At 63.8% G+C, this 12848-nt stretch carries 11 protein-coding genes; 6 read left to right on the forward strand and 5 right to left on the reverse strand.

The annotated features are described in order from the left end of the window. Positions 1–37: 37 nt before the first annotated feature. A complete protein-coding gene (locus IVA79_RS22375; RefSeq protein ID WP_194403457.1) occupies positions 38–556 on the reverse strand; it encodes a MarR family transcriptional regulator in 519 nt (172 codons plus the stop codon). A 250-nt stretch (positions 557–806) separates the two neighbouring features. Here IVA79_RS22375 and IVA79_RS22380 point away from each other — a divergent pair, with 250 nt between their 5' ends. Next, on the forward strand, positions 807–1982 hold the full coding sequence (locus IVA79_RS22380) for an ABC transporter substrate-binding protein (protein WP_247556711.1): 1176 nt from the start codon (positions 807–809) through the stop codon (positions 1980–1982). Between the two features lie 87 nt (positions 1983–2069). Beyond that, positions 2070–2528 carry a cupin domain-containing protein gene (locus IVA79_RS22385; protein ID WP_247556713.1) on the forward strand — a complete coding sequence of 153 codons (459 nt, stop codon included), beginning with the start codon at positions 2070–2072 and terminating at the stop codon, positions 2526–2528. A 9-nt stretch (positions 2529–2537) separates the two neighbouring features. Here IVA79_RS22385 and IVA79_RS22390 read toward each other — a convergent pair whose 3' ends face one another. From IVA79_RS22390 to IVA79_RS22405, 4 genes are all read right to left on the reverse strand, one after another. Beyond that, positions 2538–3788: a flavin-dependent oxidoreductase gene (locus tag IVA79_RS22390; protein WP_247556715.1), complete on the reverse strand. Its 1251-nt coding sequence runs from the start codon at positions 3786–3788 to the stop codon at positions 2538–2540. A 51-nt stretch (positions 3789–3839) separates the two neighbouring features. Beyond that, a complete protein-coding gene (locus tag IVA79_RS22395) occupies positions 3840–6191 on the reverse strand; it encodes a bifunctional salicylyl-CoA 5-hydroxylase/oxidoreductase (protein WP_247556717.1) in 2352 nt (783 codons plus the stop codon). Between the two features lie 99 nt (positions 6192–6290). Beyond that, positions 6291–7127, reverse strand: coding sequence for an enoyl-CoA hydratase family protein (locus IVA79_RS22400; RefSeq protein WP_247556719.1), 837 nt, complete (start codon positions 7125–7127; stop codon positions 6291–6293). Positions 7128–7157: 30 nt separating this feature from the next. Continuing rightward, positions 7158–7919: an SDR family oxidoreductase gene (locus IVA79_RS22405; RefSeq protein ID WP_247556720.1), complete on the reverse strand. Its 762-nt coding sequence runs from the start codon at positions 7917–7919 to the stop codon at positions 7158–7160. Between the two features lie 194 nt (positions 7920–8113). On the opposite strand from IVA79_RS22405, the gene IVA79_RS22410 reads away from it, so the two are divergent. From IVA79_RS22410 to IVA79_RS22425, 4 genes are read left to right on the forward strand one after another with little or no spacing between them, the layout of a single operon-like run. After that, complete coding sequence (locus IVA79_RS22410; protein WP_247556722.1) at positions 8114–8929, forward strand: alpha/beta fold hydrolase; 816 nt, start codon at positions 8114–8116, stop codon at positions 8927–8929. A 12-nt stretch (positions 8930–8941) separates the two neighbouring features. Then, entirely contained in the window at positions 8942–10231 is a 1290-nt protein-coding gene (locus tag IVA79_RS22415) for an acyl-CoA dehydrogenase (protein WP_247556724.1), read from the forward strand. Positions 10232–10233: 2 nt separating this feature from the next. Continuing rightward, positions 10234–11760: a long-chain fatty acid--CoA ligase gene (locus IVA79_RS22420; protein ID WP_247556726.1), complete on the forward strand. Its 1527-nt coding sequence runs from the start codon at positions 10234–10236 to the stop codon at positions 11758–11760. Further along, positions 11757–12845, forward strand: a complete 1089-nt coding sequence (locus IVA79_RS22425; RefSeq protein ID WP_247556729.1) for an NAD/NADP-dependent octopine/nopaline dehydrogenase family protein — start codon at positions 11757–11759, stop codon at positions 12843–12845. Before IVA79_RS22420 ends, IVA79_RS22425 begins: the two co-directional genes overlap by 4 nt. Positions 12846–12848 lie beyond the last annotated feature (3 nt).

A 12848-nucleotide genomic window follows, 5' to 3' on the forward strand; every position in this document is an offset into this window, starting at 1 on the left:
CCGTGCTTTTTCCTGCGGCAAAAGGATAGGGCGGCGCTTACGGCCGGCGGCGCGCGGCCGATTTCTGCGCCGACGCCTTGGTCTTGGCGAGGAGGCGCATCAATTCGCGCACGTCCTTCGGCGTGAGATCGGCGAAGAGATCGGCGATCCAGGTCTCGTGTTCCGCGGCCATGCGGCGGAACTCGGCGCGGCCGAGTTTCGTGAGGCGGATCACCTGGACACGACGGTCCGTCTCGGACGTCCGCCGGTCGAGATGGCCGGATTCCACGAGGCGCTCGACCAGACCGGTGACGTTACCGTTCGACACCATCATGCGCTTGGAGACATCGGACAGCGTCATGCCATCAGGCGCCTTGTCGAGCTGCGCCATCAGATCGAAGCGGGGCAACGTGACGTCGAACCGTTGCCGCAGCCGGCCGCGGACCTCGCCCTCGATCAGGGTCGTGCAGGTCAGGAGGCGCAACCACAGCCGAAGCTCGTCGGCGTGGTCTTCCGGCGTCTCGACGGCCTTGGTCTCGGAATCGAGCATCTCGGTGCAGTCACTCTCGGCGGGCATTGGCGCCGGCACGGATTCCCCAACATTTTGAGCTTCAAATAAATTGAAGCCGGCCGCAAGTCCAAAGCTGCAACAATCGACCGAACATGAATTTCTTTAAGCTTCAAATAACTGGCGCGCCGCTTGCATGCGCGCTACCCGCTCGGATGGCGACGCCTTGAGCTTGCTTGCCGCGGCAGCCATCATCGGCATAAGCTTGGATTGGAGTACTCGGCCTGCAACGCGCGCCGATAGTCACGAGGGACAGATCATGAAGATGCAAATGACCTTGGCCGCAGCCACCGTGCTGCTTGGCACCGCGATGACCCCTGCCCTCGCCGAGGAGAAGATCAAGCTGGGCGTGATCGTGACCCTGTCGGGGCCCGCGGCCGCGCTTGGTCAACAGGTTCGCGACGGCTTTGCACTTGCTGTGAAGGATCTCGGCAGCAAGATGGGCGGCCGTGACGTCGAGGTCGTCGTGGTCGATGACGAACTGAAGCCGGATGCGGCGGTGACGAAGGTCAAGGGCCTCCTGGAGCGCGACAAGGTCGACTTCGTGATCGGCCCGATCTTCTCCAACATCCTGCAGGCGATCCACAGACCCATCACGGAATCGAAGACTTTCCTGATCAGCCCCAATGCGGGCCCGTCGACCTTTGCTGGCAAGGACTGCAATCCATTCTTCTATGTGACGTCCTATCAGAACGATCAGGTGCACGAGATCCTCGGCAAGGTCGCGCAGGACCGTGGCTACAAGCGGATGTACCTGATGGTGCCGAACTATCAGGCCGGCAAGGATTCGGTGGCGGGCTTCAAGCTCGACTACAAGGGCGAGATCGTCGAGGAATCCTACATGCCGCTGAACACGCTGGACTTCCAGCCGGAGCTTTCCAAGATCTCCTCGCAGAAGCCCGATGCACTCTTCACGTTCATGCCGGGCGGCCTCGGCGTCAATCTGGTCAAGCAATACCGGCAGGCCGGCCTCGCCGACAGCATCCCGGTGCTCTCGGCCTTCACGGTGGATGAATCGACCTTGCCGGCGCAGCAGGACGCGGCCGTCGGCATGTTCGGCGGCGCGAACTGGGCGCCCAATCTCGACAATCCCCAGAACAAGAAGTTCGTGGCCGCCTACGAGGCCGCCTACAACAGCGTTCCCGGCACTTACGCCTCCCAGGCCTACGATACCGCGATGCTGATCGACAGCGCCGTCAAAGCCGTGAAGGGCGATCTTTCCAACAAGGACGCCGTTGGCGCCGCCTTGAAGAAGGCCGACTTCACCTCGCTGCGCGGGACCTTCAAGTTCAACAACAACAATTATCCGATCCAGGATTTCTACCTGACCAAAGTCGCCAAGCGTCCGGACGGCAAGTTCCAGACCGAGATCGTGCAGAAGGTGTTTGAGAATTACGGCGACCGCTATGCCAAGGACTGCAAGGCGGCGAACTAAGCATGATCCGGAAAAGTGCGCAGCGGTTTTCCGAAAAGATCATGCTCAAACAATAGCCGCGCGTCGCGTTAAGGGAGGACTTCTGCAATGAAGAGCGAAATCACCGGCATCACGCGGGCCAATGAGGGCATTCAGGGCATCTCCTGGAACATCCTCGGCCAGACCTATGTGCCGAAGAGCTATGCCGAACACAGCTTCTCCTGGCATGCGACGCTGCCGCCGGGCACGTTCGTGCCGCCGCACATTCACCCCGACCAGGATGAGTATCTCTACATGCTGGAGGGCAAGCTCGACTTCATGCTCGGCAATTCGGAGTCGCAGGCCACCGCCGGCGACCTGATCCGCCTCGGCATGGGCGTGCCGCACGGCATCTTCAACAAGTCGGAGCAGACCGCAAAAGTGCTGTTCTGGGTCTCGCCGAGCCGCAAGCTGTTCGACCTGTTCTGGGGCCTTCACAACATGAAGGAACAAAAGCCGGAGGACGTGGTGGCGATGGCGGCCGAGTTCAACATCCACTTCCTGCCGCCGCCTCCGGGCGCCGGCTAGCTGCCTGTCTTAAGCGCGCACCGCCGCAAGCCCCGGCACGGCAGCGAAGCCTGCCTTGGTGGCATAGCCGCGCACGATGGCTTCGCGCTGGGAATAGCTCAGCACGTTGTCGACATTGTCGAATCCATCAGGCGCGAGCTGCTCGACGGCGTCGATGACGCCCTCGGGACCACCGCGCCGGTTGGAGCGCACGATATCGGCCGTCATCGGCAGCCGCTTCTTCTCATACTCGATCAGCGCCTGGCGCGGATGCTCGGCGCGCACCAGCGCATCCGCTAGACAGCGCGCATCGAGGATCGCCTGCGAGGCGCCATTGGAGCCGACCGGATACATGGGATGTGCGGCATCGCCCAGCAGCGTGACGCGCCCGGACGACCAGTACGGCAAAGGATCGCGGTCGCAGGTCGGATATTCGTAGAATTCGGGAGTCGCCGAGATCAGGCTCTTCACGTCGATATAGGGCACCGAGAAGCGCGCGACGTGCGGCATCAGCTCCTCGCGGCGGCCCGGCCGCGACCAGTCTTCCTTCCGCGGCGGCGGCACATTGCCCTCGCCGACCTTCACCAGCACCGCCCAATTGGTCAGGCGGCTCGCCGGGCTTGACCCTTCCGCGATCGGATAGATCACCACCTTGGCATTGAGGCCGCCGGCCACGATCATGGATTTGCCGGTCAGGAACAGCGGCCAGTCGCGCGCACCGCGCCACAACATCAGGCCGTTCCAGCACGGCGGGCCTTCGTTCGGAAATAGCGTCTCCCGCACGCGGGAATGGATGCCGTCGGCACCGATCAGGATATCGCCGCGCGCGGTGTGGACATGGGCGCCCGCTCGATCAAAGAAATAGGCGGTGACGCCGCCCTCGTCCTGTGTGAACGCACCGAGCCGGCAGCCGGTGTGAATCGCCTCCTGTCCGAGCCGCTCCTCGACCGCGCGATGGATCACGCCCTGGAGGCGGCCGCGGTGAATCGAGAATTGCGGCACGTCGTGGCCGGCGTCGATGCCGCGGGCTTCGCGCCAGACCTCCTGGCCGTGGCGATTGAGATAATAGAGCTGGTCGGTGCGGATTGCGACATCGTCGAGCTTCTGCAACAGGCCGAGCCCTGCCAGCTCGCGCATCGCATGCGGCAGCGTATTGATGCCGACGCCGAGCTCGCGGATAGTGTCGGCCTGCTCGAAGATCTCACATTCAAGGCCGCGCGAGCGCAGCATCAATGCCGTGGTGAGACCACCGATACCGCCACCGATGATAATCGCCTTCATCGCCCAAACTCCACTCGAAACACAGGCAATGGGTTAACGTGGCACGGGCGGTCACTCCGCCGCAAGCGGCTTTGTCGCCTCCGCCTTGAGCTCGGCCCGGGTCTTGGGCTTAGCCTTAATTCGCAGCTCGTCCAGATCCTGCCGGTCGCGGACGCTGTTGCGGAAAATCTGATCCTTTCCGGGCAGATATTGCGGCGGGCAAAACGCGTTCTCTGCCCCGTACCAGGCCGCCGCCTTCATGGTGAAGAACGGGTCGACCAAATGCGGCCGGCCGAGTGCGACGAGATCGGCCCGGCCGGCGGCCAAGATGGTATTGGCCTGATCCGCGGTCGTGATGTTGCCGACGCACATCGTGGCCACGCGTGCCTCGTTGCGGACCTGATCCGAGAACGGCGTCTGGAACATGCGCCCATAGATCGGCTGCGCATCACGGACGGTCTGCCCGGTCGAGACGTCGACGAGATCGACACCAGCTTCGGCGAACGCGCGCGCGATCGCCACCGCATCGTCACCGGTGATGCCGCCCTCAGCCCAATCGGTCGCGGAGATGCGCACCGACATCGGCTTGTGCGACGGCCAGGCAGTACGGAGTGCCTCGAAGATCTCGAGCGGGAAACGCAGGCGATTTTCGAGCGAGCCGCCATACTCATCCGTGCGGGTGTTCGTCAGCGGCGAGATGAAGCTCGCGAGCAGATAGCCGTGGGCGCAATGCAGCTCGAGCATGTCGAAGCCGCAGCGCTCGCCGCGCTCGGCCGCCGCAACGAAGGCATCCCTCACTGCCTTCATGCCGGCGCGGTCAAGCTCGCGCGGCACCTGGCTATCGGGGAAATAGGGCAGCGGCGATGCCGAAAACACGTCCCAGCCGCCCTGCTCCAGAGGTCGGTCCATGCCGTCCCACATCAATTTGGTCGCGCCCTTGCGGCCGGCGTGGCCGAGTTGCAGGCAGATCTTTGCAGCTGAATTGCCGTGGACGAAATCCACGATGCGCCGCCAGGCGGCCTCCTGCTCGTCGTTCCACAAACCGGCGCAGCCGGGCGTGATGCGGGCATCGCGGCTGACGCAGGTCATTTCGGTGAAGATCAGCCCCGCGCCGCCGATCGCGCGCGAGCCGTAATGCACCAGGTGAAAATCTGTCGGCACGCCCTCCTCGGCCGAATACATGCACATCGGCGACACCACGGCGCGATTGGAGATCTCCATCTCGCGCAGCCGGAACGGCTGAAACAGCGGCACCATCGGCCGGTCGGTGTCGACATCGAAGCCGCTGCCGCGCACCTGTCTGGCGAACGACTTGTCGACCTCCGCCACGAAATCCGGCGCGCGGAGTTTGAGATTGTCATAGGTGATCGCCTTGGAGCGCGTCATCACGCCGAAGGCGAACTGCACAGGGTCAAAATCCCAGAAGCGGTCGACATGCTCGAACCAGACCAGCGAGACGTCGGCGGCGTGCTGCGTCTTCTCGACCTCCTCACGGCGGCCGTGCTCATAGAGATCGAGCGCCGCCTTGGTGCTCGGCGCGTTCTGCATGGCTTCGGCCAGCGCGATGGCGTCTTCCATCGCTAGCTTGGTGCCGGAGCCGATCGAAAAATGCGCGCTCGCCTTGGCATCGCCGAGCAGCACCATGTTGTCCTTGACCCAGCGCTTGCTGCGGATCATCGGGAAGTTGCGCCACATCGAACGGTTGGTGAGCAGCTTGTGCCCATCGAGGAACCAGCCGAAGATGTCGGCCATCCGCGCGGCGGACTGAGCCTCGTCGAGACCGGTCAGTCCCGCCCGCTCGAACGTCTCAGGATCGGTCTCGAAGATCCAGGTCGAGTGCCCGGCTTCATATTGATAGGCATGGGCGATGAACGGCCCCCACTCCGTCTCCTGGAAGATGAAGGTGAAGGCGTCGAGCGGCCTGGTCGAGCCCATCCAGGCGAACTTGTTGGAGCGGACGTCGACCTCCGGCTGGAAATGATCGATATATTTCTCGCGGAAGCGGCTGTTGATGCCGTCCGCAATCAGCACGAGATCGGCATCGGCGAAGCGGGATTCGTCGTCGATGTCCACCTCGAAGTGCAGGACGACGCCAAGCTCGCGGGCCCGCTCCTGAAGGATCAGAAGCAGCTTGCGCCGCGAGCAGCCGCAAAAGCCGTTGCCGCCGACCCGGTGGACGGTGCCGCGGAAATGCACGGCGATATCGTCCCAGTAGGCGAACTCCTGGGTGATGCGGCGATAGCTCGGCAGGTCGTGCTTCTCGAAATTGTCGAGCGTCGCGTCGGAGAACACCACGCCGAAACCGAACGTGTCGTCGGCCCGATTGCGCTCATACACCGTGATGTCGGCGCCCGGGCGCTGCTTCTTGAGCAGGATCGCAGCATAGAGACCCGCAGGTCCGCCACCGATGATCGCGACTTTCATGGGCGCCTCGCCAATTCACCCGGCCATGAAACTATTTTAAGCCTAAAATAATTTCGCGCAAGTCCCCGTTGCTGGCTGGTCACAGGCTGGATGACCGGGCTAGTCGCCCCGGAAGACCGGCTTGACCTTGTTGGCAAAGGCCTCGAAGGCGCGGGTGAAATCGGCGGTCGTCATGCACAGGGCCTGGGCAACAGCTTCCGCCTCGATCGCCTCCTCCACGGACATTGCCCATTCCATCGCCAGCATCCGCTTGGTCATGGTGTTGGCGAAGGTCGGCCCTTCCGCGACCTGCTTGGCCAGCAGTTGCGCCTGCGTCAGCACCTGCTCCGGCGTCACGATGCGGCTGAAGAAGCCCCAGCGCTCGCCCTCCTCCGCGGTCATGAACCGGCCGGTATAGAGCAGCTCGGAGGCGCGGGACTGTCCGATAATCCGCGGCAGGATCGCGCAAGCGCCCATGTCGCAGCCGGCAAGGCCCACCTTGTTGAACAGGAACGCCACCTTCGCCCCGCTCGCGGCGAGGCGCATGTCCGATGCCATGGCGACGATCGCACCGGCCCCGGCACAGATGCCCTCGACCGCAGCCACGATCGGCTGCGGGCAGGCCCGCATAGCCTTGACGAGGTCGCCCGTCATCCGCGTGAAGGCCGTCAGCCCCTTGGTGTCCATTTTCACCAGCGGTCCGATGATCTCGAATACGTCGCCCCCGGACGAGAAATTGCCGCCGGCACCGGTGACGACGATGGACTTGACCTCGTCGTCGAACGCGCAGGCGCGGAAGAAATCGGTCAGTTCGCGGTAGCTCTCGAACGTCAGCGGATTCTTTCGTTCCGGCCGGTTGAGCGTGACAGTCGCAACGCCGTCGACCACCGCCAGCAGGAAGTGCTGCGGCGAGTAATCCGCAAGCGGTACAGTGACGGGATTTGCTGGTCTGCTCATGGGATCTCCTTCTTATGCCTGTTCCGCGCGCTAGATTTCGCCGCCTGCGACCGCGATCGCCTGCCCGGTGATCGCACTGGCGCCCTGCCCGCACAGCCAAAGCACGGCGTCCGCCACCTCTTGGGGCGCGATCAGCCGCCCTTGCGGATTGTGCTTGGCAAGCTCGGCGATCGCCTGCTCGCGGCTTCGTCCCGTCTTCTTCACGATGTTGTCGATACTATCGGCGACGAGATCGGTGTCGGTGAAACCCGGGCAAACCGCATTCACGGTCAAATTGCTGCCGGCCAGCTCCAGAGCAAGCGAACGAATGAGACCGACCGCCGCGTGCTTCGCCGCAGTATACGCGCTGACATAGGCATAGCCCTTGAGCCCCGCGGTCGACGCGATCACGACGATGCGGCCATAGGGACGATCCTTCATACCCGGCAGCACGCCATGAATGGCATGGACCACGCCCATGAAATTGATGTCCATCATGCGTGCGAACAGGGCACTGTCCGATTTCGCGAAGGGTGCGGATTCGGCACTACCGGCATTAGCGACCAAGATATCGATCGGCTTGCGCGCGTGGGCTTCGGCAATGGCGGCCTTCAGGGCGGTCTCGTTCGCGACGTCGGCGACAGCTGCAAAATGCGCAGCGCCGGCATTGACTGCCTCCTCGAGGACCGCCGCGTTCCGGCCGACAATCGTCACTGTGGCCCCGGCGCCGGCGAGCGCCGCCGCGATCGCGCGGCCGATGCCGCGACCTCCACCTGTCACCAGCGCGTGCGGCGAGTGCGGCAATCCGGACATGCGCTGGCTCCCTGAGGTGCTGATCGTTCTTCCGATATATTTTAACCTTCAAATTTTTGCAATGAAACTAGCGGTCACCGCCGCGAATATCACGGCATGAGAGGCGGGCCCGAAAATTGCTTTAAGTATAAAATTATCGCTTCCCATCCCCGAAAGGCCTGTTAGCATCGAAGGGCCGAGCAGAAGGATGTCGCGTGTCGCAGCCTGCGCCAACGATAACAAAGGACGGACGCTTCGCCTATGAAGCCGCGGGCGATCCGAACGCGACACCGCTGATCTTCCTGCATGGCATCGGCGGCGCAGCACGAGCCTGGCGGCGCCAGCTTGCCACATTCGGGAGCCGCTTCCACGCAATCGCGTGGGATATGCCGGGTTATGGCGGATCGGCGCCGCTTGCCAGCGTCAGCATTGCTGCCCTGGCAGAGGCGCTCCAGCAGTTCATCGCGCAACTCGGGGCAACCAGACCCATCCTCGTCGGTCATTCGATCGGTGGCATGATCGTTCAGAAATGGCTGGTACAATCGCCAAAACTGGCGCGCGCGGTCGTGCTTGCTCAAACCAGCCCTGCCTTCGGCAAGGCCGATGGCGACTGGCAGAAATCGTTCATCGCGGCGCGGCTCGGCCCGCTCGATCGCGGAGAGACGATGAAGTCGCTGGCGCCCTCGCTGGTGAAAGAGCTCGTCGGCGACGATCCGGATCCGGACGGGACGGAACTCGCACGCGAATGCATGGGAAGCGTACCTGAGGCCAGCTATCGCGCCATGATGCTGGCTCTCATCGGCTTTGATCAGCGCAGCACGCTGAAGGTTATTTCCGTACCGACACTGCTGCTGTCCGGCTCCAAGGACAACAATGCGCCCGCGCCGATGATGGCGAAGACGGCGACCTACATCCCTGGGGCTGAATATGTCGAGCTTCCCGGCGTCGGCCATCTCGCCAACCTCGAGCGTCCCGATGCCTTCAACGAGGCGCTCGGCAGGTTCCTGAACTCTCTCGCGACCAAAGCGTAAGGTGACTGCGCAATGACCATGCAAGTCAGCAAGACCATTGGCGCGGCCGGCAAGGTCGCGCTGGACCCGCCAATCTTCGATCCAGTCGCATTCCGCCTGAACGACGAGCAAGCCGGCATCATCGCGCGCGCTCGCGAGATCGGGCAGAGCGTGTTCGCGGCGCGCGCCGCGACCTACGATCGCGAGGCGACCTTTCCGACCGAGAATTATCGCGACCTGCACCGCATCGGCCTGCTCGGCATCGCCGTTCCCAAGAAGCACGGCGGCCTTGGCGCGAACTACCAGACCTATGCGTTGGCGGCGGCCGAGATCGGCCGCTATTGCGGCGCAACCGCGCTGACCTGGAACATGCATGTCTGCTCGACCCTGTGGTCAGGCGCCCTCGCCGACGATCTCGACATGGATGCCGAGACCCGCGCGGAGCACGAGCGGCGTCGCGCCGTCCACTACAAGCGGATCGTCGAGGATGGCGCGATCTATTCGCAGCCTTTCTCGGAGGGTGGTGCGGCCGCGGCCGGCGGCGTCGCGTTCGGCACGGAGGCAAAGCCCGTGGAAGGCGGCTGGATCGTCAATGGCAAGAAGATCTTTGCATCGCTCTCCGGTCATGCCGACTATTACGGCGTGCTCTGCACCGAGATCGAGGAAGGCGAGAAGGCGTCGCGCCGCAACACCCTTTATCTCGCGATATCAGCCAAATCGGAAGGCGTTTCGGTCGTCGGCGACTGGGATCCGCTGGGCATGCGGGGCACGGTCTCACGCACGCTCCTGTTCAAGGACGTGTTCGTGCCTGAGGCTTCCGCGCTGATGCCGCGCGGCGTCTATTTCCAGGCTGCGATGCGCTGGCCGCACATGTTCCTGACGTTGTCGCCGACCTATATGGGTCTGGCGCAAGCCGCCTATGATTTCACCGTGCGGTACTTGCGCGGTGAAGTGCCGGGCATGCCGCCGGTGAAGCGCCGGATGTACCCGACCAAGCAGATCGCCGTCGCGCAGATGCAGATCAAGCTCGAACAGATCAAGGCGATCTGGTTCCAGGCCGTCACTGAAGCCTGCGCCAATCCGAGCAAGGAGCAGGTTCTGCGGGCCTATGCCGCGCAATATTCGGTGATGGAAGGCGCCAATGAGCTCGCCGCGCTCGCGATCCGCACCTGCGGCGGTCAGGCCATGCTTCGCTCGCTGCCGCTGGAGCGGATTTATCGCGACAGCCGCTGCGGCTCGCTGATGCTGCCCTGGACCGCCGAACTCTGCCTCGACCGGATCGGACGCGAAGCGCTGTACGAGGCCGGCGAAACGGACGACTGACCGTGGATCTCTGTAGTCTGATCGATCGCAACGCGGCGTTCGCGCCAGACAAGACAGCCATTGCCTTCGAAGGCGAACGGCTGAGCTATGCGGCGTTCGCCGCGCGCATCGAACGGACCGCGACAGCCCTGAAACAGGAACTGGGCGTCGGCCGCGGCGACCGCGTCGCCATCCTCAGTCTGAACCGGCCGGACTACCTGGTTCTGCTTTATGCCTGCGCGCGACTTGGCGCGATGCTGGTGCCGTTGAACTGGCGGCTGGCGGTCGCCGAGCAGCTCTTCATTCTCAATGACGCGGGCGCCAAGGTGCTGGTGCTCGAACGGGCGTTCGAGGGCGTTCTTGCCGAGCTTGCGCCGGGGACATCAGTTGTCGGGCTCGATTTCGTCCCGCCTCGCGGCACCACATTCGAAAGCCTGCTGACGCGCAGCGATTGCACCAGCCGCAACCCGCACACCGACCTCTCCTGCCCGCTGCTCATCGTGTATACGTCGGGAACCACGGGGCGGCCGAAGGGCGCGGTGCTGCGGCAAGAGGCGCTGTTCTGGAACGGCGTCATGAGCCAGCACATGCACAACATGACGTCCGATGACCATGTGCTGACCGTGCTGCCGTTCTTCCACGTCGGCGGCCTCAATATCCAGACCACGCCGGCCCTGCAGCTTGGCGCGACCGTTACGATCCACGCGCGCTTCACCCCGGAGACCGCCCTTGCGGCCCTCGAACAAGAACGGCCGACGCTCACGGTCATGGTGCCTGCGATCATCCAGGCGGTGAGCGAGCATCCCGCCTGGACGGCCGCGGATCTTTCGTCACTGAAGGCCGTCGCTACCGGCTCGACCATCGTGCCGCCGCACCTGATCGAGCGTTTCGTCGCGCGCGACGTGCCCGTGCTTCAGGTCTACGGCTCGACCGAAACCTGCCCCATCGCCATCTACACGCGGCTCGGCGGCGACCTCTCGCGTGCGGGATCGACCGGCCTTGCCGGCCTGTGCTGCGAAGCGAAGGTAGTCGATCATTCCGGCAACGAGGCGCCGGCGGGCACGCCGGGCGAGATCGCGGTGCGTGGTCCCAACGTGTTCTTCGAATATTGGGGCAACGAGGCCGCAACCCGCGAGGCGTTGCACGACGGCTGGTATCGCACCGACGATATCGGCCTGTGCGACGCCGACGGCTATTTCTGGGTGCGCGACCGCAAGAAGAACATGATCATTTCGGGGGGCGAGAACGTCTACCCGGCCGAGGTCGAGCGTGTCCTGCTCGAACACCCCGATGTCAGCGAATGCGCCGTGATCGGACGACCCGATCCGCGCTGGGACGAGGTCCCCGTCGCTTATGTGATCCGGAGATCCGGCTCCCGGCTCGAAGCAGATGAGCTCAGAACGCACATCCAGGCGCAGCTGGCCCGCTACAAGGTGCCAAGTGACATCGTCTTCGTCACGGACCTGCCGCGCACGGCGCTCGGCAAGGTCCAGCATTTCCTGCTGAAGCAGCTTGATGCGCAGTCCCGCGAGCAAGGAGAAGCATCTTGAAGATTGCGGTTCTGGGTGGTGGGAACGGCTCTTTCGCGGCCGCAGGCGATCTTGCGCTGTCGGGGCATGAGGTGCGGCTGTGGCGCCGCGATGCCGATCAGGTCGCAGCGCATCGCGCCGCGGGGGCGCGCATTCTGGTGAGGGATCACAACGGCCGCCATGACGTGACGCTTGCGCTGGTCACGACCGCTATCGCCGAGGCCGTCGACGGCACGGAGCTGATCCTGTGCCCCGCTCCTGCCTTCGCGCATGCAGATATTGCCCGTCTGCTCGCCCCGCATTTGCGGGACGGTCAGGTAGTATTCTTGCCACCGGCAACATTCGGCTCGATGATCTTCGCGCAGGCTGCGCGGGATGCCGGGAACCATGCCAAGGCGAGCTTTGCCGAAACTGGCACACTGCCGTGGCTCACCCGCAAGCACGGACCGTTCGAGGTCGCGATTACCATCCGCGCCAAGCGGCTTCCAGTCGGCGTGTTTCCGCTTGATCGTGCGCCGCACGCGCTCGAAGTGATCGGGCGTGCTTTCCCCGATGCGATCGAACCGTGCGGAGATGCGCTGTCCGGAGCGCTGATGAATGCTGGACCCATCATCCACCCGCCACTGATCGTGATGAATGCCGGCCCGATCGAACATTTCGAGCGTTGGGACATTCACAAGGAAGGCACGCAAGGCGCGATCCGGCGGGTCACGGACGCGCTCGACGCGGAACGGATTGCCGTGCGCGAAGCACTGGGCTATGGCGCGCCGCATTTTCCGCTGGCTCATCACTACGCCAGGGAAGGCGAGATCTGGATGTATGGCCGCGGGTCACATGATCGGCTGACCGAATCCGGCGACTGGCGGGAACGAATCGTGCTGACCGAGCACCGCTACATGCGTGAGGACTTGCGGCTTGGGCTGTCGCTGCTGGTGTCCGTCGCCGGGCTGGCTGGCATGGCCCCTCCATTGGCCAAAGCGTTCCTGTCGATCGGCGGCGCGATCTGTGGCGAAGATTTTGCGCGGGGTGGCCGAACCCTTGAGACGCTGGGGCTCGACAATCTCAGCAAAGCTGAACTGCAGACGCTGCTTCGCAATGGATTCTGATCG

The organism is Bradyrhizobium sp. 138 (genome assembly GCF_023074075.1).
In the GTDB taxonomy this organism is placed as follows: Bacteria; Pseudomonadota; Alphaproteobacteria; order Rhizobiales; family Xanthobacteraceae; genus Bradyrhizobium.